This window comes from Streptomyces sp. RK9 (assembly GCF_045070545.1).
GTDB classification, from domain to species: Bacteria; Actinomycetota; Actinomycetes; order Streptomycetales; family Streptomycetaceae; genus Streptomyces; species Streptomyces alboflavus.
Map to the genome: position 1 here is coordinate 2,568,949 of NZ_CP173704.1, position 20,071 is coordinate 2,589,019.

Genomic DNA, 20,071 nt, shown 5'->3' on the forward strand with positions numbered 1-20,071 from the left:
GATGGTGCGTACGCTGCGCTCGCCCTTGTGAACGAACGCACGGATCTTGGAGTTCCCCCTCGCCGCGTCGCCGTACCCGGTGGGCGCCCGCGTCAGCCGGTCGGCCCGCACCTCAGGGGTTGGCCGGAATCATTCGGCTCGGCGGCTGATATTCCGCTTCTGGGCGCGCGTCGAGTGCCGTTGTCGGCGGTCCTGGACGGACGTACGAGGGATCGGGCCTGGTTAGCGGCAACGTGCCCCGCCCGCCTCGATCCATTCCCGCTCATTTGTGTAATGGCGCGCGTACTCACCGTGCTGGAAGGGTTGCGAGCCAGGTCAGCGCATGATTGGGAGGGCATTGTCCATGTCGGTAGGCGAAGAGATCCGTTCGGAGCAGGACCAGCCGCAGCAGAGCCTCGGCACATCCGCCGCGCGGAATCTGGCCACCACCACCAAGTCCGCGCCGCAGATGCAGGAGATCAGCTCCCGCTGGCTGCTGCGGATGCTGCCCTGGGTACAGGTGCAAGGCGGTACGTACCGAGTCAACCGCAGGACGAGCTACTCGGTCGGGGACGGCCGGGTCACGTTCGTCAAGACGGGAGACCGCGTCGAGGTGATCCCCGCCGAGCTCGGCGAGCTGCCGGTCCTTCGGGACTTCGAGGACCAGGAGGTGCTCGGCGAGCTGGCGCGCCGCTGCCAGCAGCGCGAGTTCGAGGCCGGCGGGGTGCTCACGTCGTTCGGCAGCCAGGCGGACGAGGTGTTCCTGCTCGCCCACGGCCGCGTCGAGAAGGTGGGCACGGGCCCCTACGGAGACGACACGGTGCTCGGCACGCTCGCCGACGGCGCGTACTTCGGAGAGCAGGCCCTCATCGACCCGGAGACCATCTGGGAGTACACGGTCCGCGCGGTGACGGCCTGCACGGTCCTCACGCTCCCGCGCCAGGACCTGGAACAGGTGGCGGAGCGCTCCGAGTCCCTGCGCGCCCACCTCGAGCGGCTGCGGGCCATCCCGGAGCAGCGCACCAACAACTACGGAGAGGCCCCCATCGACCTCTCCGCGGGCCACGTCGGCGAAGCGGTCCTGCCCGGCACCTACGTGGACTACGAATCGCGACCGCGTGAGTACGAACTGAGCGTCGCCCAGACCGTGCTGCGCATCCACACGCGCGTGGCCGACCTCTACAACCAGCCGATGAACCAGACCGAGCAGCAACTGCGGCTGACCGTGGAGGCCCTGAAGGAGCGCCAGGAGCACGAGCTCATCAACAACCGCGAGTTCGGACTGCTCAACAACTGCGAGTACGACCAGCGCCTGCAGCCGCACGACGGCGTGCCGAGCCCCGACGACATGGACGAACTGCTCACCCGCAGGCGCGGATCGAAGCTGTTCCTCGCCCACCCGCGCGCGATCGCCGCGTTCGGCCGCGAGTGCAACAAGCGCGGTCTGGTCCCCGAGACCATCGAGGTGTCCGGCAACCGCATCCCCACCTGGCGCGGCGTGCCGATCTTCCCGTGCAACAAGATCCCGGTGACCGAGGAGCGCACGTCCTCGATCATCTGCATGCGTACGGGCGAGGACGAGCAGGGCGTCGTCGGACTGCACCAGGCGGGCATCCCGGACGAGATCGAGCCGAGCCTGTCCGTGCGCTTCATGGGCATCAGCGACCAGGCGATCATCTCCTACCTGGTGTCGACGTACTACTCCGCGGCCGTCCTGGTGCCGGACGCCCTCGGCATCCTGGAGAACGTCGAGATCGGCCGGTGGAGGTGAGTCGACGCCCTGTCGGGACGGGCGGCGGGCCGCCGCCCGTGTCCGCGGGCACGCTGGCGGGTACACCCCTGGCGTACGCGCCCGCAGGCCCAGGATCCGCCACCGTCCGCCGCCCCGCCGGAGTGAGTCCATGACGGACACCACGGACATGACGGACTGCGCGCCCCGCCCGCGAGGGCAGGCACTCGGGGAGGGGTACGAGGCCGCGGAGATCCTGTCGGCGGCGCGGCTGTGCGTCGACCCGGAGCTGCGCGCCGCGGTCGAGTCGCTGCCGGGTTCGCTGCGCCGCATCGCGCTGTACCACTTCGGATGGGAACACGCCGACGGCACGCCCGCGGCCGGGAACGCGGGCAAGGCCATCAGGCCCGCCCTCGTCCTGGCCGCGGTGCGGGCCCTCGGCGGGGACCCGCTCAGCGCGGTCAGGGCGGCCGCGGCCGTGGAGCTGACGCACAACTTCACGCTGCTCCACGACGACGTCATGGACCGCGACGCGACCCGCAGGCACCGCCCCACCGCGTGGACCGTGTTCGGCGACTCCGACGCGATCCTCGCCGGGGACGCGCTGCAGGCCCTCGCGCAGCGGATGCTCGCCGAGGACCCCCATCCGGGGGCCCCGGCGGCGGCCGCCCGCCTGGCCGCCTGCGTCGTCGAGCTGTGCGCGGGGCAGCACGCCGACTGCGCCCTGGAGAGCCGGGGCCCGGACGAGGTCTCGCTGGCGGAGTGCCTGGCCATGGCCGAGGCCAAGACCGGCGCGCTCCTCGGCTGCGCCTGCGCGATCGGCGCTGTGTACGCGGGCGCGGGTGCCGACACGGTGGAGGCGCTCGACGGGTTCGGACGGCAGGCCGGTCTCGCCTTCCAGCTCATCGACGACGTGATCGGCATCTGGGGTGACCCGGCGCGCACCGGCAAGCCCGCGCGCGCGGACCTCGCCGTCCGCAAGAAGTCGCTGCCGGTGGTCGCCGCGCTGGCCTCCGGCACGCCCGAGGGGGCGGAGCTCGCCGGGTTGTACGGCCGGAAGCCGGGCCAGGGCGACCTGGAGCGGATGGCCCGTGCCGTCGAGGGGGCAGGGGGCCGGGACTGGGCGCAGCTCCACGCGGCGGACCGGATGTCGCGGGCGCTCGGGGAACTCGCCCGCGCGGTCCCCGACCCGGAGCGTGCGGGTGGCCTGCTGGCGCTCGCGGAGTTCGTCACACGCCGGTCCCACTGACCGTCCGGGGGACTCCCGGCGGGGCGTGAGAGGGGGCGCTCCGCCGGGAGTTCGACGGTCGTCCTGGGGCAGCCGGTGGTGCGGGAGGGGGTGGGGCGCTGTCGGTCGGCGTGCGGTCAGGGGCCGTACGCCGACCGGCTCGCCGTGCGGTGCGGTGCGGGTGGTGCAGGGGGCGGACAGTTCGGCGGGCAGCCTCTGGGCGGGTACCTGCGGGACCGTCGTCGTACGCGAAATGGTCACCTAGGCTGCACCCGGCAGTGCCGGGCCCGGAGTTGACGGGCCTGGGTTCGGGGCCCGGGGTGGGGCGAGGACGAGGCGAAGGGGAGACGTCGTGGGCGTGCCGATCCGGAGAGCCGGCGAGAGCGACCGGGCCGAGGTGGTCGCGCTGCTCGACGAGGCGTTCATGCGGGACCCCGTGAGCAGTTGGGTGTTCCCGGACGAGCAGAGGCGGCGGGAGCGGCACGGCGGGCTGATGGAGGCCTTCCTCGACATGGCCTTCGCTGAGGGGTACGTGGACATCGCCGAGGACGGCTCGGGCGTGGCCCTGTGGTGGTCGGTGCCCGCGGGCCCGGCACCCGAGGACGCCGCCGACGGGCCCGTGCACCTGCGGCAGGCCGTCGACCCGGACAACGAACGCGTCGAGACCATCGGCCGCCTGACGTCCGAGATCCACCCGTCCGACCGGCCGCACCAGTACCTCCACATGATCGGCGTGAAGCCGCGGCGGCAGGGCGAGGGCATCGGCTCGGCCCTGGTCGCGCCGGTGCTCGAGCGGTGCGACCGCGAGGGGCTGCACGCCTACCTGGAGGCGAGCAGCCCGCGCGGCCGGGAGTTGTACCGGCGCCTCGGCTTCACCGACCTCGGCGACGCCCTCGACCTGCCGGACGGGCCGCGGATGTGGCCCATGTGGCGTGAGCCGCAGATGGTGTGACGCGGAGGCTTCGATCACCCGGTCGGCCCATCGGCCCCGGAATCGGCATCGGCCCCGGATCGGTCCTGGCACAAGCAGCCAGGACCCCGGGGCCGATTTTTTTTGCGGCTGCCTCGGCGAAACACTTGAAACCACTGCGAGTGAAGCACTATAAATGCAGTTGTTCGAGTCGGGGTGGCCACAACCGCCCCGTCTCACCCCTACTGTCATCTGCGGAAAGAGAATCAGCTTGCGAAAGCTCACCTACTTCGTCGCCGTCTCGATCGACGGGTTCATCGGTGACCCGAGTGGCGACGCCGACTCCTTCATGTCGTTCGTGGACGAGGAGTTCCTGGGGTACCTCAGGGCCGAGTACCCGGAGACCGTCTCCGCCCCCGCGCGCAAGATGCTCGGCTTCGGCGACGACGTGCCGAACCGGCAGTTCGACACCGTCATCCAGGGCAGGGGCAGCTACCAACTCGGCTTGGACCAGGGCGAACCGAGCCCGTACAGCCACCTGCGCGAGTACGTCGCCTCACGCAGCCTCCAGACGTCCCCCGCCGCCAACGTCGAGATCGTCGCCGACGACCTGCTCGGCAAGGTCCGCGAGCTCAAGGCCGAGGACGGCGAACTCGGCATCTGGCTGTGCGGCGGCGCGGAGATCGCCGGCCAGCTGATCGACGAGGTCGACGAGCTGGTGCTCAAGACCTATCCGGTGCTGCTCGGGTCGGGCATGCCCATGTTCGCGGGCGTGGAGTCCGCTGTCGGCGAGTTCGAGCTGTCCTCGTCCCGGATCTTCGGCAACGGCGTCGTCGTCCGCACGTACACCCGCAAGCGCGGGAAGAACTGACCGCTGGGCTGTCCGACCTCGGGGAACCGCCCTACCCTGAGGTCATGGGCAGCGATGGACGCCGGTCCGGCCCCCGCCCGCAGAGCGACCCCGTGTGCGAGCACTGCGGACGGCCCGTCGGTACGGCCATCAAACGGCGCAAGGTGCTCGGGGCGTACGTCCCTGTGTGGGGCCCCGCCCCTTGCCGCAACCCGGAGTGCGACGCGTGCGTCGTGGACGAGCCGGGCGGGAAGCCGCGGGCGGGCCGCGGCCACAAGAGCAAGTACAAGCGCGGGCACCTGTCGAGGCGTACCCCGGAGACCGGCGGGAAAGCCGCCCCGGGGCCCGGCGGGCAGCCCGCGCCGAAGGTCGACCTGGAGCCCGGCGCGACCGCGGCCGACCCCGAGGCCGAACCACGGGCGGAGCCGCAGCCCGGCTCCTAGTCGGGCCTGTGTGACACCCCTGACTGTCAGTGGGCGCGGTTAGGGTTCTGCGCATGAAGGTGACGTGGGGGGTGCGAGGGTCACGCCGTGTGGCCGTCGCAGTGGCCGTCGTGGCGCTGGCGGCGCTGGCGGGGTGCGGGTCCGCGGCGGGCGGATCCGGCGGGGACGCCGCGCGTGACGCGGGGGTGCCCGAGGTCGACGACCAGAAGGACATGTCCGGACTGCCCCTGGAGCGGTACGAGTTCAGTGCGCGTGACCACGCACTCCGGGAGCGGGCGACCGCCCGCTTCACACAGCGGTGCATGAGGTCCCGGGGCTTCGCCGACTTCCCCCGGCACTGGCGCGAGCAGGGGACAGAGATGTCCAACCGCCTGCTGGCGGTGGCCATATCGACGACCCTGTACGGCTCCTTGGACCTCGACGCCGCACGCACCCGGGGCTACGGCATCGACCGCGAGGCGCTCAAGAAGCTCAAGAAGGGGCGCGAGCCCAAGGGACGCCTGGTCACACCGGCCGAGTACAGCGCGCTGAACGACGCCGAAGACGGCTGTGCCCAGGTCGGGGCGCGGCGCGTGCTGGCGGGCGTCAAGGACGAGACCCGCATGACGGTGTACGTCGGCGGCCGGCGCGCGGCGATCGACAAGGCCGTCGCCAAGGACCCGCGGATGCGCCGCGCCCTCGCCACCTGGGCGGACTGCGTCGTCGGCAAGGGCTTCAAGCGGTACGCGAGCCCGGAAGCCGCCTTCCGCGACAAGGCGTGGCACCGCGGCGGCGAAGGCGACACCCGGCGCACCCGCCGCGAGCGGGACACGGCGGTCGCCGACATCGAGTGCAAGCGCGAGCACAACACCGCCGGCGTGTGGCGGGCCGTCACGGCCGAGCGGCAGCGACGCGACATATCCCGGCACAGATCCGCGTACGAATCCGTGCGCGCCGACCAGGAAAGGGTGCGGTCGACCGTGCGGAACGTGCTGGGAGCCGGTGGATGAACGACCACATGCACAAGTCTCCCTTCCCTGATCACAGGGACCACAGGGAGCACGGGGAGCACGGGGGCAGATCCCGCCTTCCGTTCGACGCGGTCCTCACCGACCTCGACGGCGTCATCCGCTTCTACGACATGTCGGACGTCGCCGAGCTCGAACGCGCCGCGGGACTGCCCGAAGGCGCCACCGCCGAGGTCGCGTTCGCGCCGGAGACCGATCTGCCGCTGATGCTCGGGCGGATCGGCAAGTCGGAGTGGGCCGACGCGATCGCGGCCGGACTCGCGCGCGGGCACGGGCTCGCCCCGGCGCGCGGGCGCGAACTCGGCATCGCCCTGGCCGACTCCAAGTTCCGGGCCGACCAGACGGTCGTCGGCCTGCTGCGGAGGGCCCGCGCACACGTACGGGTGTCGATCGTCACCAACGCCACCCCCTGGCTGGACGACGACCTGGCGCTGCTCGGCCTCAACACCCTCGTGGACGACGTGGTGTCCAGCGCGGTGCTCGGCGTGGTGAAGCCCGACCGGCGCATCTACGAAGCCGCCGCCGAGCGCGTGGGCGCCGCGGTCGACCGCTGTCTGTTCGTGGACGACCGCCAGGAGAACGTGGACGCGGCCGTGGCGCTGGGCATGACGGGTGTGCTGTACCGGGGACCGGACGACCTAGAGGCGGCGCTGGAGCCCGTGTTGGGCTGAGAGGGCCGGGCAAGCAGGGGGCGGGCGCACGCGGCGGGCCTACGGGGCCGGGGAGCTCCCGGCCCCGCGCCCCACCCCGTGTCGGCCGCCCGCACCGGGGCATCGACGTCCTTCATGGCAATGTCCTCCATGTCACATCGGCGAGATCGCTGCCGTCGTACCGCTTCGTGATCTGCTGGTCGGCACCCGCTGTGTCGACCCGCGGCGCACTGCCGTCGTCGGTACGTCACTGCTACGACGGATCACGGCAAAGGAATGTGACGGGATGGACGGAAGAGATCTTCTGGCGCAGCGCTTCGAGGAGCACAGGCCTCGCCTGCGGGCGGTCGCGTACCGCATGCTCGGCTCGCTGAGCGAGGCCGAGGACGCCGTCCAGGAGACCTGGTTGAAGCTCAGCCGCGCCGACGACGAACGCGTGGAGAACCTGGGCGGCTGGCTCACCACGGTGATCGGCCGCGTCTGCCTCGACCTGCTGCGCTCCCGCAAGCAGCGCGGCGAGCAGCCCCTCGACGTCCAAGGGGCCGACACCCACGTGCCCGACCCGGAGGTCAGCGCGCTGCCCGGCGGCCGGGACGCCGTCGACCCCGAGCAGGAGGCCCTGCTCGCGGACTCGGTGGGGCTCGCGCTGCTCGTCGTCCTGGACACGCTGAGCCCCGCCGAGCGCCTCGCGTTCGTGCTGCACGACATGTTCGCCGTGCCCTTCGAGGACATCGCGCCCATCGTCGAGCGGGCCCCGGCCGCGACCCGGCAGCTCGCGAGCCGAGCCCGCCGCCGGGTGCGGGACGCCGACCCCACGCCCGGCCCGGACCCGGACCGCACGCGCCAGCGCCAGGTCGTCGAGGCCTTCCTCGCTGCGGCCCGCAAGGGCGACTTCGACGCGCTGCTCGAACTCCTCGACCCGGGCGTGGTGCTGCGGGCCGACGGCGGCGGTGCCGCGGGGCTCTCCCGGCTCGTGCGGGGCGCGACCGCGGTGGTCGCCGGGGCGCGGTCGTTCGCCACGCTGGCGCCGACCACGTATCTGGCGCTGGTCAACGGCAAGGTGGGGCAGATCGCCGTCCACAACGGAGAGCCCTTCTCCGTCGGGGAGTTCACTGTCAGGGACGGCCGGATCGTCGAGATCAACATCCTGGCGGACCAGGAGCGGCTGCGGGACCTGGTGGACGCGCGGACGGTCGCGGCGGTCGTGTCGGCGGGCGCTGCCGGAGCCGAGGCCGCCGACGGCGCCCCCTCCACCTCCGACGGCGCACCCCCCGCCGCCGACTGAACCTCACCCCACCCGGGTCCGCCGCGTGACCCGCTGCACGTACTCCTTCCGGTCCAGCGGATTGTGGTCCGTGCGCGGGCGCGCCGGCGGCGTCCCGGTCACCGGCGCGTAGTGGTCGAAGGCGGACTCCAACTCGCCCTCGCCGCGCGTCAGTCCGGGCAGCGCCTGCTCGAGCCCGTGCACACGCGCGGCGGGGATCACGCCGTCGATGACGTACGCGGACCCCTGCGCCGTCGGCGCGTGCGGCACCGCGCGCAGCCGCCCGAGCGCGGGCAGCAGCGTGCCGAACACATCGGCGGGCGCGGTGAGCCGGAACCGGTGCATCGGCTCGTGCACCCGCGTCCCCGCCCGCCGCAGCGCGTCCATCAGGACGAGCGGGGTGAGCTGGCGGAAGTCACCGGCCGTGCTCGACATGCTCTTGTCGAAGACGGCGTGGGCGTGGCTCTGCCGCGGCCAGTACCCGGAGTGCGTCATCGTGACGAGGCAGTCGGGCACCTCCCATCCGTGCAGCCCCTGCGTCAGCGTCTCCTTGACCGTCTCCTCCACCGCCTTGAAGAACGCGTAGGGCATGGCGCCGAGTTCCACCCCGAGCCGGAATTCCACCCCCGTCCCGGCCGGGGCCGGCGACACCCGCAGTCCCACCGTGGCGAGGAACGGATTGGGGTCGGTGTCGATGAACTCCACGTGCGCTCCGGTGCCGACGACCCGCTCCACGCACAGCGTCGTGCTCTCGCGGAAGTCGACGCCGATGCCGAACTCCTCGGCGAGCGTGGCCTCGATGACCTCCTTCTGCACCTCGCCGTACAGGGACACGGAGATCTCCTGCCGCAGCGCGTCCTGCCGCAGGTCGATCAGCGGGTCCTGCTCGGCGAGCTGGGTCAGCGCCGCGTGCAGGGCGCCCCGGTCGGCGGCGTGCCGGGGCGCGACGACGGTTTCGAGGGTCGGCGGGGCGAAGTGGTGCGCGGCGGCGTGCCGTTCGGGTACGTGGCACGGGTCGCCGAGGACGTCCCCGATGCGTACCCGGTTGAGCCCCCACAGCTTCGCGATCTGCCCGGCGGCCACGGCGTCGCGCCGCACGGCCGCGCCCCGCTCGAAGACGCTGACGGCGGTGACCTTGCCGTCGAGGCCGGGCAGCGCCACGCGGTCGCGCACGCGCACCGTCCCCGAGAAGAGCCGCGCGTACGCCACTTTCTCGCCCGAGGGGCCGCGTTCGACCTTGAAGACGGTGCCCGCGACGGGCCCGTCCGCCGCTCCGGCCGCCGCGGGCAGCAGCTCCTTGACGGCGTCGGTCAGCGCGCCCAGGCCGGTGCCGGTCATGGCTGAGCCGAAGAACACCGGATGGACCTGGGCCCGCCGGGTCTGGTCCGCGAGGGCCGTGCGCAGCCCGCCGGGCGTGAGGACGGCGGCGTCGCCCTCGACGTACGCGGAAAGCAGCGCGTCGTCGCGCTCGGCCAGCGCCTCGGCCAGGCGGGCGGTGAAGCGGGGGTCGTCGGCGGCGTACGGGACGTAGCGCGCCGCGTGCGCGCCGGGGGCGTGCACCGTGCCCATGGGGATGACGGCGGGCGTCAGCCTCCGGGCGAGTTCGGCGAGTACGCGCTCGGGGTCCGCGCTGCGACGGTCCACCTTGTTGACGAACACGAGCGTGGGGATGCCGAGCCTGCGCAGCGTACGCATGAGGACGCGGGTCTGCGCCTGGACGCCCTCGACGGCGGACACGACGAGCACGGCGCCGTCGAGCACGCTGAGGACCCGCTCCACCTCGGCGATGAAGTCCGGGTGGCCGGGGGTGTCGATGAGGTTGACGGTGACGTCGTCGATCGCGAACGACACGACCGCCGACTTGATGGTGATGCCGCGCTGCCGCTCAAGGGCGAGGGAGTCGGTTTGGGTGCTGCCCGCGTCGACGCTGCCGATCTCGTCGATGACTCCGGCGGAGTGCAGCAGCCGCTCGGTGAGGCTGGTCTTCCCGGCGTCCACGTGCGCCAGGATGCCCAGGTTAAGGGTGTGGTGGAGCTTCTCCTGCTGATGCGTGTGCGCTTGCACTAGGCGTCATGTCCTCGTGTCGGGGGGCGATTCCTTCCTGGTGGGACATGGACGTCTGCCGCATCTGGGGGCTCCTGGTTCCGTCGGTCGGCGGGGTGGTGACGGGGTAACTGCAACAGGCCGGCCGGGGCGCGGGCAACCGATTTAGCGCCCGCGGCGACGGTGACGGCGGCGGCGCGGAAGGCGAGGCAGAACGCGGCGGCACAGAAGCCGGCGGCGGGAGAACGACCGCACCCGGCCCATCGGGTCCGCCGAGATACGGCGGCCCCGGGGGACCGGGTGCGGTCAGGCGGGCGCGAGGCCCGGGGTCTGAATCAGGCCTTCTTGGTCTCCCAGAAGATGCGGTCGATCTCGGCGATCAGCTCGAGGGCCTTCTCACCGGTCTTCGGGTCCGCCGACGCCTTCGCGGCCGAGAGGGCCTTGAGGGTGTCGTTGACCAGCGTGTGCAGCTCCGGGTACTTCTCGAAGTGCGGGGGCTTGAAGTAGTCGCTCCAGAGCACCGACACGTGGTGCTTGGCGAGCTCGGCGCGCTGCTCCTTGATGACGGTGGCGCGAGCCTGGTAGTGCGCGTCGTCGTTGGCGGCCATCTTCTCCTGCACGGCCTTGACCGACTCCGCCTCGATGCGGGCCTGGGCCGGGTCGTACACGCCGCAGGGCAGGTCGCAGTGTGCGCTGGCCTTCACCTTGGGGGCAAACAGGCGGGAGAGCATTGAGCTGTCCTTCCTCGTGATCGTCTTCTCAGGTGGGACATTACTCCGTGAGAGACCTGTTTTCGCGAGTGCCCCCATGGGCTTAGGACAAAAGTCCAGGGTCACACTGGAGACGGTGGAGGATGGGACCGGGAGGCCGGTGGAGGATTGGTCCGGGAGGTTGTCTGATGCCGGAGACGACGGCAGACGGGCGGGAGACACGCGTGCCGTTCCAGCTGATCGAGGTCGACGGGCCGTCGATGGTGCCCACGCTGAATCCGGGGGACTGGATGCTGGTGCGGCACGGCGCCCGGGTGCGGCCCGGTGACGTGGTGATCCTGCGTCATCCGCTGCAGCAGGACCTGCTGGTGGTCAAGCGCGCCGTCGAACGGCGCGACGGCGGCTGGTGGGTGCTGGGCGACAATCCGTTCAACGCGGGGGGCGACAGCACGGTCTACGGGGTCGTGCCGGAGGAACTGGTCCTCGCGCGCGTGCGGGCGCGGTTCCGGCCGCTGAGCAGGTTCCGTGAGGAGCGGGAGGCGCGCGGGCGGCGTCAGCTCTCGCTCGCGGCGCTGGTCTCCTGGACCTTCTCGGCGGTGCGCCCCGTGCTCGCCGACCGCTCGCTCTCCAGGCGCTTGCGCGCGCGGTAGGCGGCGACGTTCGCGCGCGTGGCGCAGCGGTCCGAGCAGTACCGCCGGGAGCGGTTGGTCGAGGTGTCCAGATAGGCGTTGCGGCACGGGGCCGCCTCGCACAGGCCGAGCCGGTCCACGCCGTACTCGGTGAGGTGGAAGGCGAGGCCCATCGCGGCGATCGCCGCGTACCCGGCGGTGACGTTCGACGGGTGATCCGCCAGGTGCATGTGCCACAGGGGGCGGCCGTCGTCGTCCCGGTAGTCGTGCCCGGAGATCTGGGGGCTGACCGGGAACTCCAGGAGCAGTGAGTTCAGCAGGTCCACGGCCAGCGTCTCGTCCCCGCCGTCGGCCGCCTCGAAGACGGCCCGCAGCCGCGCCCGCACCGAGCGGAAGCGCGTCACGTCGGAGTCCGTGGCGCGCCGCGCGGCCTGCTGGTTCTCGCCGAACAGCTCGCGGATCGTGTCCACGGAGGTCAGCGAGTCCTTGTGACGAGCCGGTTCCTCGGTGTTGACCAGGCGCACGGCATAGTCCGAGTAATAGGCCAGTTCCACTTGTAGTCCTTACGGGGGCGGGCTATCTTCGTTCTCGTGCGAGGTAACAGTCGCTTTTCGTTCGCGGGTGTTACTCGACGAGATTAGTCGAGCGTAGTACGGGACGGAGGTCTTCCGGTGACGGAAACGACGAGCGGTACGGGGTTCGGGACCGACTGGCGTGCCTGGCAGGAGAGTTGGGATCGGCAGCAGGAGTGGTACATGCCGGACCGCGAGGAGCGGTTCCGCGTGATGCTCGACATGGTCGAAGCTCTCGTCGGCCCGGAACCGCGCGTCCTTGACCTCGCGTGCGGTACGGGAAGTATTACGGACAGACTCCTCAAAAGGTTCCCGAAGGCGGTCAGCACGGGTGTCGACCTCGACCCCGCCCTGCTCGCCATCGCCGAGGGCACCTTCGCCGGCGACGACCGCGTCACCTTCGTGACCGCCGACCTGAAGGACCCGGGCTGGACCTCCCAGCTGCCCCACGACTCGTACGACGCCGTCCTCACCGCGACCGCCCTGCACTGGCTGTTCAGCGAACCGCTGGCCGCGCTCTACGAACAGCTCGGCAAGATCGTGGCCGACGGCGGCGTCTTCATGAACGCCGACCACATGCCCGACCCCTCGACCCCGCGCATCAACGCCGCCGACCGCGAGCAGCGGCACGCCCGCCAGTCCGCCGCGAAGGCCGCCGGTGTCCTCGACTGGGCGGACTGGTGGGGGCTCGCCGCCAACGACCCGGTGCTCGCCGAGCCCACCGCCAAGCGGTTCGAGATCTACGGAGAGCACGCCGACGGCGACACCCCGCCCGCCGAGTGGCACATCCGCACCCTCCGGGAGGCGGGTTTCGCCGAGGCCCGCACGGTGTGGTCGTCGCCTTCGGACGCTCTGGTCCTAGGCCTCAAGTAGGGAATACAACTCTCCTACGTAGAGGGGCGGTACGGATGATGATCCGTACCGCCCCTCTACGTAGGCAACGATCCCTACAGGACCTTCGACAGGAACGACTTCGTCCGGTCGTGCTGCGGGTTCGTCAGGACGTCCCGCGGGTTGCCGGACTCGACCACCACACCGCCGTCCATGAAGACCAGGCTGTCGCCGACCTCGCGCGCGAAGCCCATCTCGTGGGTCACGACGACCATCGTCATGCCGGACTCGGCGAGGTCGCGCATGACGTCGAGGACGTCACCGACCAGCTCCGGGTCGAGCGCCGACGTCGGCTCGTCGAAGAGCATCAGCTTCGGGTCCATCGCGAGCGCGCGGGCGATGGCCACACGCTGCTGCTGGCCGCCGGAGAGCTGCGAGGGGTAGTTCTTCGCCTTGTCGGCGAGCCCGACCCGCTCCAGGAGCTGCCCGGCGCGCTCCCGCGCCGCCGCCTTGGACTGGCCCTTGACCTGGACCGGCGCCTCCATGACGTTCTCCAGGGCCGTCATGTGCGGGAAGAGGTTGAAGCGCTGGAAGACCATGCCGATGTCCCGGCGCTTCATCGCGACTTCGCTGTCCTTCAGCTCGTACAGCTTGTCACCCTTCTGCCGGTAGCCGACCAGCTCCCCGTCGACGTACAACCGCCCGGCGTTGATCTTCTCCAGGTGGTTGATGCAGCGCAGGAACGTCGACTTGCCGGAGCCGGACGGGCCGATGAGGCAGAAGACCTCGCCGGACTTCACTTCCAGGTCGATGCCCTTCAGGACCTCGACGTGTCCGAACGACTTGTGGACCCCCTCGGACTTCACCATGGCGGTCATCAGCGCACACCCCCCGAGCGGTTGCCCAGCGACAACATATTGGCCTTGATCTTCATCCAGGGAGTGTCCGGCAGGGCGCGCGAGGAGCCGCGCGCGTAGTACCGCTCCAGGTAGAACTGCCCGACGCTGAGGATCGACGTCATGATCAGGTACCAGGTGGCGGCAAGGAGCAGTGCCTCCACCGTCGCGCCGGACGAGGTGCCGATGTCCTGGGCGTACCGCAGGAGCTCGTAGTACTGCACCGCCGCGACCAGCGACGTCGTCTTGAGCATGTTGATGACTTCGTTGCCCGTCGGCGGCACGATCACACGCATGGCCTGCGGGATGACGATGCGGCGCAGCGTCTTGTTGTGGCTCATGCCGAGCGCCTGCGAGGCCTCCGTCTGGCCCTCGTCGACCGACAGCAGGCCCGCGCGGCAGATCTCCGCCATGTACGCGGCCTCGTTCAGGCCGAGACCGAGGAGCGCCGTCAGGAACGGCGTCATGAAGTCCGACCACTCGTCCTTGTAGACCGGACCGAGGTTGATGTACTCGAAGACGAAGCCGAGGTTGAACCAGATGAAGAGCTGGACCAGGACCGGCGTACCGCGGAAGAACCAGATGTAGAACCACGCGATCGACGAGGTCACCGGGTTCTTCGACAGCCGCATTACCGACAGGACGATGCCGCCGCCGACGCCGATGAGCATCGAGAGGACCGTGAGGATCAGGGTCTCCCGGACGCCCTTCATGATGCGGTCGTCGAAGAAGTTGTCCGGGATCGCGTCCCAGTTGATGTCGCCATTGGCGAACGCCATGACGAGCGCGGCGAGCACGCCGATGGCGAGGACGGCCGCGACGTACCGGCCGTAGTGGCGCACCGGGATCGCCTTGATCGCCTCGGGGGCGGAGCGCGGTGGCTCATCCTTGGGCGCGGAGTCGCCCGACTTGCTGATGTCCGTTGTCACGGGTGTGGCCTTTCAGCGACGAGATGACGAGACGCGGTCACTTGCCGCCGTTGATCTTGGCTTCCTTGACTGCGCCGGCGTCGACGCCCCACTTCTTGATGATCTTCTCGTACTGGCCGTTCGCGATGATCGCGTCCAGCGCCATCTTGATCGCGTCACGCAGCTTGGGGTTGTTCTTGGCGATCGCGATGCCGTACGGAGCGGCCTCGACCTGCTCGCCCACGAGCTGGAAGTCCTTGCCGCCGCCGGAGGTCTTGACCGCGTACGCCGCGACGGGGAAGTCCGAGGAGCCGGCGTCCGCGCCACCGGAGCGCAGCCGGGTCTGGGCCTGCTGGTCGTTGTCGAAGGACTCGATCGAGATCTTGCCGCTCTTGCACTTCTTCGACTCGGCCTTGGCCATGTCGTGCGAGACGGTGCCGCGCTGGACCACGATCTTCTTGCCGCAGAGGTCCTGCCAGGTCTTGATGCCCTGGTCGTCGCCCTTCTTGGTGTAGATCGAGACGCCCGCCGTGAAGTAGTCGACGAAGTCGACGCCGGTGCCGACCTTCTTGCCGGTCTCCTCGTCGATGCCTTCCTGGCGGTTCTTGGTGTCGGTCATGGCCGACATGGCGATGTCGTAGCGCTTGGAGCGCAGACCGCCGAGCAGCGTGTCGAAGGTGCCGTTGTCGAACTCGAACGTCACGCCGAGCTGCTTGCCCATCGCGTCGGCGATGTCCGGGTCGATGCCGACCGTCTTGCCGTCCTTGTCCTTGAACTCGACCGGCGGGTAGGCGATGTCGGAGCCCACCTTGATGACGCCCTTGTTGCGGATGTTCGCGGGCAGCTCGTCGGAGAGCGGGGCGCTGACGACCTTCTTGCCGCCTTCGTCCTTCTTGTCCGTCTGGTCGCCGCAGCCGGTGAGCAGCAGCGTGCCGGCGACCGCGATCGCGCCGACAGCGACGATCCGGGACTTCGCGGACTTCGCGGCGGTCGTGCGACAAATGGTGCCTGCGGTCATAGGGGTTCCTCCGGCGGATGGGGGAGCAGCCATGCGGTCGTGCACACACCTTCGGGTGTCGCGACCTCGTGTGATGAGGCATCTTGCCATTCGGACACCCCGATTCTGGGGGCTGGAGATGTCAAAATCGGATAACGGGCGATCCGCAAACCCCAACAGCCCGGTGCGTCACGGTCATTGCCGCGCCGGTGCGAACGCTCGTCAACCATTTGATAACCACCCAATCTCGCCATGCGGACTGCCGGGGTGGAGATTTCTAAATAATACGGACATTTTACCCCTGTGGTCCCAGGGATACCTGCTGTTCACATCGATCTGACACAGATATGGCTCGTCGGCGGTCGGAAGCATCCGGTAGAAAAGACGGTTACACCCCTCATCCGGGGCCAGGGCACGTGTGCGGCGTGCCCGCGCGTTCGGACGTACCTCCCGTACCGCTCCGCCGACAGGCGGGGAGCCGACGGCCGCAAGGCCCGAGGGCTCACACCGGACGCGGTTCCCGCCCCACTTCTCCACCAGGAAGTGGTTCACCCTCAACCTGAAGAATTAAGGGGTCAGACACAGTGGCAGCGGAGATCGTCAATCCTCGCAGCGACAGCACAGCCGGGCACGAAGGCGCGGAGGAGCCCTTCGATCCGGCCTTCGCGCTGCATCGCGGCGGCAAGATGGCCGTCCAGGCGACCGTGCCGGTGCGCGACAAGGACGACCTGTCCCTGGCGTACACGCCGGGCGTCGCGAAGGTGTGCAGCGCCATCGCCGAGAAGCCGGAGCTCGTCCACGACTACACGTGGAAGTCGAACGTCGTCGCCGTCGTCACCGACGGCACCGCCGTGCTGGGGCTCGGTGACATCGGCCCGGAGGCCTCGCTCCCCGTCATGGAGGGCAAGGCCATCCTCTTCAAGCAGTTCGGCGGGGTCGACGCGGTGCCCATCGCGCTCGCCACGACCGACGTCGACGAGATCATCGACACGGTGGTCCGGCTCGCGCCGTCCTTCGGCGGCGTCAACCTGGAGGACATCTCCGCGCCGCGCTGCTTCGAGATCGAGCGTCGGCTCCAGGAGCGCCTCGACATCCCGGTCTTCCACGACGACCAGCACGGCACGGCCGTCGTCACCCTGGCCGCCCTGCGCAACGCGGCGCGGCTGACCGGGCGCACCCTCGGTGACCTGCGGGCCGTGATCTCCGGCGCGGGCGCGGCCGGTGTGGCCATCGCGAAGTTCCTGCTCGAGGCGGGGCTCGGTGACGTGGCGGTCGCGGACCGCAAGGGCGTCGTGTCCCGGGACCGGGACGACCTCACGCCGGTCAAGCGGGAGCTCGCGGAGCTCACCAACAAGGCCGGGCTGAGCGGCTCGCTCGAGTCCGCCCTGGCCGGCGCGGACGTCTTCATCGGCGTCTCCGGCGGTACGGTGCCCGAGCCCGCGGTGGCCTCCATGGCCCCGAACTCGTTCGTGTTCGCCATGGCCAACCCGAACCCCGAGGTGCACCCCGACATCGCCCACAAGTACGCCGCCGTGGTGGCGACCGGGCGCTCGGACTACCCGAACCAGATCAACAACGTGCTCGCGTTCCCCGGGATCTTCGCGGGCGCGCTGCAGGTGCGGGCTTCTCGGATCACCGAGGGCATGAAGATCGCGGCGGCCGACGCGCTGGCCGATGTCGTCGGCGACGAACTGTCCGCCGACTACGTCATCCCCTCGCCGTTCGACGAGCGGGTGGCTCCCGCGGTCACGGCGGCTGTTGCGGCGGCCGCGCGGGCCGAGGGTGTGGCTCGGCGCTGAGCCTTGCGTCTGGGTCCCGCCGGGTTGTCCGGCGGGGCCCTCGCTTTTTTCTTTCCCGCCCGCCCACCCGCTTCTGGCGATCCGTGGGGTGGACGCCGCTTGTGGGGGGTGGTCGCCGCGGGCGGCTGCGGGGGGTTTGCCCTGGCGGGCGGGGGCGGAGTGGTTTGCTCCGGTGGGCGGTGCATGCCCAGGGGTCTGGTGGGTGGGGCGTGAGGTGCCCCGGTGCGCGGTGCCTGTGGGGGTCCGCCCTGACGGGCGGGGTGGGGTGCGCGGTCGTTCTGACGTGCTGGGTGCTGGGTGCTGCTGTGGGGCTTTGGTCTGGCGGGTGCTGCGGGTGCTGCGGGTGCTGCTTGGTGCGTTTCGCTGTGGGCAATCGTCCCGCTGGGCGGGACGGGTGGGTACAGCGGCAGTGCTGCGGGTCCGACGGAGGCAGGATTGCCTGGGCCGCACCGGGGCGCGGGGCAGAGGCCTCTGTCGGGGGCAAGGGCAGGGCCGAGGCGAGGCGCGGGGCGGCCGAGCCCCGGGTAGGGCCGGTGACGCGGTGCGGGTCACACCCGTGGGACGTTCCGAAGGCCCAGGGGCCAGGCATATCGTCGGCGCCATGTTCGCTGCCTACGCCGCCCGCATCAACCGCGATCACCCCCTCACCGGCCTGGAACTGGGGGAGCGCCCGGCCCCCACCCCACGCCCGGGCTGGTCGACCGTGAACGTCAAGGCCGCCTCCCTCAACCACCACGACCTGTGGTCCCTGCGCGGGGTCGGCCTGGACGAGGACAAGCTCCCGATGATCCTCGGCTGCGACGCGGCCGGCCTCGACGAGGACGGCAACGAAGTCGTCCTGCACTCCGTCATCGGCCAGTCCGGCCACGGCGTCGGCCCGCGCGAGCGCCGCTCCATCCTGACGGAGAAGTATCAGGGCACGTTCGCCGAGCAGGTCGCCGTGCCCACCTGGAACGTCCTCCCCAAGCCCAAGGAACTCTCCTTCGCGGAGGCCGCCTGCCTCCCCACCGCCTGGCTCACCGCGTACCGCATGCTCTTCACCAACGCGGGCGTACGCCCCGGCGACTCGATCCTCGTCCAGGGCGCCGGCGGCGGCGTGGCGACCGCCGCCATCGTGCTCGCCAAGGCCGCGGGCCTGAAGGTCTTCGCCACCAGCCGCGACGAGGCCAAGCGCAAGCGCGCCCTCGAACTGGGTGCGGTGGAGGCCCTGCCTGCCGGAGCCCGGCTGCCGCAGCGGGTCGACGCGGTCATCGAGACGGTCGGCGCCGCCACCTGGTCGCACTCCATCAAGTCGCTCCGTCCCGGCGGCACCCTGGTCATCTCCGGTGCCACCAGCGGTGACCGCCCCTCCCACGCCGAACTGACCCGCGTCTACTTCCTGGAACTGCGCATCGTCGGCTCCACCATGGGCTCCAAGGACGAGCTGGAAGACCTCCTGTCCTTCTGCGCCGCCACCGGCGTACGCCCCGTCATCGACGAAGTCCTGCCCCTCGACCGCGCCCGCGAGGGCTTCGAACGCCTGGAGGCGGGCGACCAGTTCGGCAAGATCGTGCTGACCGTCTGAGGCGCCGACGGTCCGAGGCGCCGACCGTCTGAGGTCGTCGAGCCCGCCCGCTGTCAACCACGGTTGACAGTGCGGGCTTGTCAACGTACGTTGACAACATGACCGAAGCAACGGATCTCGCCGAGCGCGCGGGCGACCGCGATCCACGAGTCGGGCTGCGAGCCGTCACCGCGCTGCGGCGTCTGGTGGAGCAGCTCGAGGCCGTGCAGGTGCGCAGCGCGCGCCAGCAGGGCTGGTCGTGGCAGGAGATCGCCGCGGAACTGGGCGTGAGCAGGCAGGCCGTGCACAAGAAGTACGGGAGGCAGTGATGTTCGAACGCTTCACCAATGGTGCCCGTGACGTGGTGACGGGCGCGGTCGAGCAGTCCGAACGGGAGGGCGCCGACTCCATCGACGACGGGCATCTGCTGCTCGCCCTCCTCGACCGCGAGGGCACCCGTGCTTCCTTCGCCCTGGCCGCCCTCGGTGCCGACCGGCGCCGTGCGGACATCACCCGGGCCCTCGCCGAGGCGCGGCGCCGGGGCGGCCTCACCCAGGCGGACGCCGACGCCCTCGCCGGGCTCGGCATCGACGTCGAGGAGATCGTCTCCCGCGTCGAGGAGACCCATGGCGCCGGAGCGCTGGCGGGCGTGGGCGCCCGCCGCGAACGCCGTGGCCTCGGATCCTGGATCGGCCACCGCGGCTTCACCCGTGACGCCAAGGACACCCTGGAACGGTCCCTGCGCATCGCCACCGCCCGCCGCGACCGCAGCATCGGCGACGAACACATCCTCCTCGCCCTGACCACCCGCCCCGGCATCGTCGCCGAAGCCCTGGCGGACCACGGGGTGACGCGGGCCGCGGTGGAACGCGTGCTGTATCAGGCCTAGGGCCCTAGGGGACGGGACGGGACGCGGTGAGTGCGGGGGATCGCCCGCCCGCCTGCCTCGGCCCGGGCTGACATCCCACCTGCCTGCCACCTGCCGCCGTCGCGGCCCACGTGCCCGGCCTGGCCGACCGCGTGTCCCGCGCCGACGCCAGCAATGCGCCCCATGCGGGAGGCGCGCGCAGGCGGGCGCCAGCG

20 protein-coding genes are annotated in these 20,071 nt (G+C 70.9%); 14 read left to right on the forward strand and 6 right to left on the reverse strand.

Annotated features, from left to right (window positions below):
• The first annotated feature begins 343 nt into the window (after positions 1 to 343).
• The 8 genes from AB6L24_RS31690 to AB6L24_RS31725 all read left to right on the forward strand — a co-directional run bounded on the left by AB6L24_RS31690 (position 344) and on the right by AB6L24_RS31725 (position 8,081).
• Positions 344 to 1,750 (forward strand): family 2B encapsulin nanocompartment shell protein, encoded by a 1,407-nt coding sequence (locus AB6L24_RS31690; RefSeq protein WP_405660989.1) that lies wholly within the window; start codon positions 344 to 346, stop codon positions 1,748 to 1,750.
• Between the two features lie 148 nt (positions 1,751 to 1,898).
• Positions 1,899 to 2,957 carry a family 2 encapsulin nanocompartment cargo protein polyprenyl transferase gene (locus AB6L24_RS31695; protein WP_405663472.1) on the forward strand — a complete coding sequence of 353 codons (1,059 nt, stop codon included), beginning with the start codon at positions 1,899 to 1,901 and terminating at the stop codon, positions 2,955 to 2,957.
• Between the two features lie 331 nt (positions 2,958 to 3,288).
• Positions 3,289 to 3,888 carry a GNAT family N-acetyltransferase gene (locus AB6L24_RS31700; protein WP_405660992.1) on the forward strand — a complete coding sequence of 200 codons (600 nt, stop codon included), beginning with the start codon at positions 3,289 to 3,291 and terminating at the stop codon, positions 3,886 to 3,888.
• 229 nt (positions 3,889 to 4,117) lie between these two features.
• Positions 4,118 to 4,717, forward strand: coding sequence for a dihydrofolate reductase family protein (locus AB6L24_RS31705; protein ID WP_405660994.1), 600 nt, complete (start codon positions 4,118 to 4,120; stop codon positions 4,715 to 4,717).
• A gap of 44 nt (positions 4,718 to 4,761) precedes the next feature.
• On the forward strand, positions 4,762 to 5,139 hold the full coding sequence (locus AB6L24_RS31710; RefSeq protein WP_405660996.1) for a hypothetical protein: 378 nt from the start codon (positions 4,762 to 4,764) through the stop codon (positions 5,137 to 5,139).
• 89 nt (positions 5,140 to 5,228) lie between these two features.
• Complete coding sequence (locus tag AB6L24_RS31715) at positions 5,229 to 6,128, forward strand: hypothetical protein (RefSeq protein WP_405660998.1); 900 nt, start codon at positions 5,229 to 5,231, stop codon at positions 6,126 to 6,128.
• On the forward strand, positions 6,125 to 6,817 hold the full coding sequence (locus tag AB6L24_RS31720) for an HAD-IA family hydrolase (RefSeq protein ID WP_405660999.1): 693 nt from the start codon (positions 6,125 to 6,127) through the stop codon (positions 6,815 to 6,817). The genes AB6L24_RS31715 and AB6L24_RS31720 overlap by 4 nt, the downstream gene beginning before the upstream one ends.
• A 265-nt stretch (positions 6,818 to 7,082) precedes the next feature.
• A complete protein-coding gene (locus AB6L24_RS31725) occupies positions 7,083 to 8,081 on the forward strand; it encodes a sigma-70 family RNA polymerase sigma factor (RefSeq protein WP_405661000.1) in 999 nt (332 codons plus the stop codon).
• A gap of 3 nt (positions 8,082 to 8,084) precedes the next feature.
• Here AB6L24_RS31725 and AB6L24_RS31730 read toward each other — a convergent pair whose 3' ends face one another.
• Both AB6L24_RS31730 and sodN read right to left on the reverse strand, forming a co-directional pair.
• Complete coding sequence (locus AB6L24_RS31730) at positions 8,085 to 10,124, reverse strand: GTP-binding protein (protein ID WP_405661003.1); 2,040 nt, start codon at positions 10,122 to 10,124, stop codon at positions 8,085 to 8,087.
• 314 nt (positions 10,125 to 10,438) lie between these two features.
• Positions 10,439 to 10,834: a superoxide dismutase, Ni gene (gene sodN, locus AB6L24_RS31735; RefSeq protein ID WP_030359892.1), complete on the reverse strand. Its 396-nt coding sequence runs from the start codon at positions 10,832 to 10,834 to the stop codon at positions 10,439 to 10,441.
• Between the two features lie 167 nt (positions 10,835 to 11,001).
• Between sodN and sodX the strand changes: the two genes are divergently transcribed.
• Positions 11,002 to 11,463 carry a nickel-type superoxide dismutase maturation protease gene (gene sodX / locus AB6L24_RS31740; protein WP_405661005.1) on the forward strand — a complete coding sequence of 154 codons (462 nt, stop codon included), beginning with the start codon at positions 11,002 to 11,004 and terminating at the stop codon, positions 11,461 to 11,463.
• On the opposite strand, the gene AB6L24_RS31745 is transcribed toward sodX, so the two are convergent.
• Positions 11,367 to 11,996 carry a CGNR zinc finger domain-containing protein gene (locus AB6L24_RS31745; protein ID WP_405661008.1) on the reverse strand — a complete coding sequence of 210 codons (630 nt, stop codon included), beginning with the start codon at positions 11,994 to 11,996 and terminating at the stop codon, positions 11,367 to 11,369. The genes sodX and AB6L24_RS31745 overlap by 97 nt on opposite strands.
• Positions 11,997 to 12,113: 117 nt before the next feature.
• On the opposite strand from AB6L24_RS31745, the gene AB6L24_RS31750 reads away from it, so the two are divergent.
• Entirely contained in the window at positions 12,114 to 12,887 is a 774-nt protein-coding gene (locus AB6L24_RS31750) for a class I SAM-dependent methyltransferase (RefSeq protein WP_405661011.1), read from the forward strand.
• Between the two features lie 74 nt (positions 12,888 to 12,961).
• On the opposite strand, the gene AB6L24_RS31755 is transcribed toward AB6L24_RS31750, so the two are convergent.
• The 3 genes from AB6L24_RS31755 to AB6L24_RS31765 are packed head-to-tail and all read right to left on the reverse strand — an operon-like array spanning position 12,962 to position 15,667.
• Complete coding sequence (locus tag AB6L24_RS31755; RefSeq protein WP_405661013.1) at positions 12,962 to 13,723, reverse strand: amino acid ABC transporter ATP-binding protein; 762 nt, start codon at positions 13,721 to 13,723, stop codon at positions 12,962 to 12,964.
• Complete coding sequence (locus tag AB6L24_RS31760; RefSeq protein WP_405661015.1) at positions 13,723 to 14,670, reverse strand: amino acid ABC transporter permease; 948 nt, start codon at positions 14,668 to 14,670, stop codon at positions 13,723 to 13,725. Before AB6L24_RS31760 ends, AB6L24_RS31755 begins: the two co-directional genes overlap by 1 nt.
• A gap of 37 nt (positions 14,671 to 14,707) precedes the next feature.
• Positions 14,708 to 15,667 carry an ABC transporter substrate-binding protein gene (locus AB6L24_RS31765; RefSeq protein ID WP_405661017.1) on the reverse strand — a complete coding sequence of 320 codons (960 nt, stop codon included), beginning with the start codon at positions 15,665 to 15,667 and terminating at the stop codon, positions 14,708 to 14,710.
• Between the two features lie 563 nt (positions 15,668 to 16,230).
• Between AB6L24_RS31765 and AB6L24_RS31770 the strand changes: the two genes are divergently transcribed.
• The 4 genes from AB6L24_RS31770 to AB6L24_RS31785 all read left to right on the forward strand — a co-directional run bounded on the left by AB6L24_RS31770 (position 16,231) and on the right by AB6L24_RS31785 (position 19,877).
• Positions 16,231 to 17,445, forward strand: coding sequence for an NADP-dependent malic enzyme (locus tag AB6L24_RS31770; RefSeq protein WP_380847990.1), 1,215 nt, complete (start codon positions 16,231 to 16,233; stop codon positions 17,443 to 17,445).
• Positions 17,446 to 18,046: 601 nt separating this feature from the next.
• On the forward strand, positions 18,047 to 19,009 hold the full coding sequence (locus AB6L24_RS31775) for a zinc-binding dehydrogenase (RefSeq protein WP_405661020.1): 963 nt from the start codon (positions 18,047 to 18,049) through the stop codon (positions 19,007 to 19,009).
• Positions 19,010 to 19,107: 98 nt separating this feature from the next.
• A complete protein-coding gene (locus AB6L24_RS31780) occupies positions 19,108 to 19,317 on the forward strand; it encodes a helix-turn-helix domain-containing protein (RefSeq protein ID WP_030687611.1) in 210 nt (69 codons plus the stop codon).
• A complete protein-coding gene (locus AB6L24_RS31785; protein WP_405661022.1) occupies positions 19,317 to 19,877 on the forward strand; it encodes a Clp protease N-terminal domain-containing protein in 561 nt (186 codons plus the stop codon). The genes AB6L24_RS31780 and AB6L24_RS31785 overlap by 1 nt, the downstream gene beginning before the upstream one ends.
• The last annotated feature ends 194 nt before the right edge of the window (positions 19,878 to 20,071 follow it).

Coding starts and splice junctions, on each gene's coding strand:
- AB6L24_RS31725 (WP_405661000.1), top strand. CDS start 7,083: ATGGACGGAAGAGATCTTCTGGCGCAGCGCTTCGAGGAGCACAGGCCT.
- AB6L24_RS31720 (WP_405660999.1), top strand. CDS start 6,125: ATGAACGACCACATGCACAAGTCTCCCTTCCCTGATCACAGGGACCAC.
- AB6L24_RS31765 (WP_405661017.1), bottom strand. CDS start 15,667: ATGACCGCAGGCACCATTTGTCGCACGACCGCCGCGAAGTCCGCGAAG.
- sodN (WP_030359892.1), bottom strand. CDS start 10,834: ATGCTCTCCCGCCTGTTTGCCCCCAAGGTGAAGGCCAGCGCACACTGC.
- sodX (WP_405661005.1), top strand. CDS start 11,002: ATGCCGGAGACGACGGCAGACGGGCGGGAGACACGCGTGCCGTTCCAG.
- AB6L24_RS31775 (WP_405661020.1), top strand. CDS start 18,047: ATGTTCGCTGCCTACGCCGCCCGCATCAACCGCGATCACCCCCTCACC.
- AB6L24_RS31780 (WP_030687611.1), top strand. CDS start 19,108: ATGACCGAAGCAACGGATCTCGCCGAGCGCGCGGGCGACCGCGATCCA.
- AB6L24_RS31710 (WP_405660996.1), top strand. CDS start 4,762: ATGGGCAGCGATGGACGCCGGTCCGGCCCCCGCCCGCAGAGCGACCCC.
- AB6L24_RS31695 (WP_405663472.1), top strand. CDS start 1,899: ATGACGGACTGCGCGCCCCGCCCGCGAGGGCAGGCACTCGGGGAGGGG.
- AB6L24_RS31690 (WP_405660989.1), top strand. CDS start 344: ATGTCGGTAGGCGAAGAGATCCGTTCGGAGCAGGACCAGCCGCAGCAG.
- AB6L24_RS31785 (WP_405661022.1), top strand. CDS start 19,317: ATGTTCGAACGCTTCACCAATGGTGCCCGTGACGTGGTGACGGGCGCG.
- AB6L24_RS31755 (WP_405661013.1), bottom strand. CDS start 13,723: ATGACCGCCATGGTGAAGTCCGAGGGGGTCCACAAGTCGTTCGGACAC.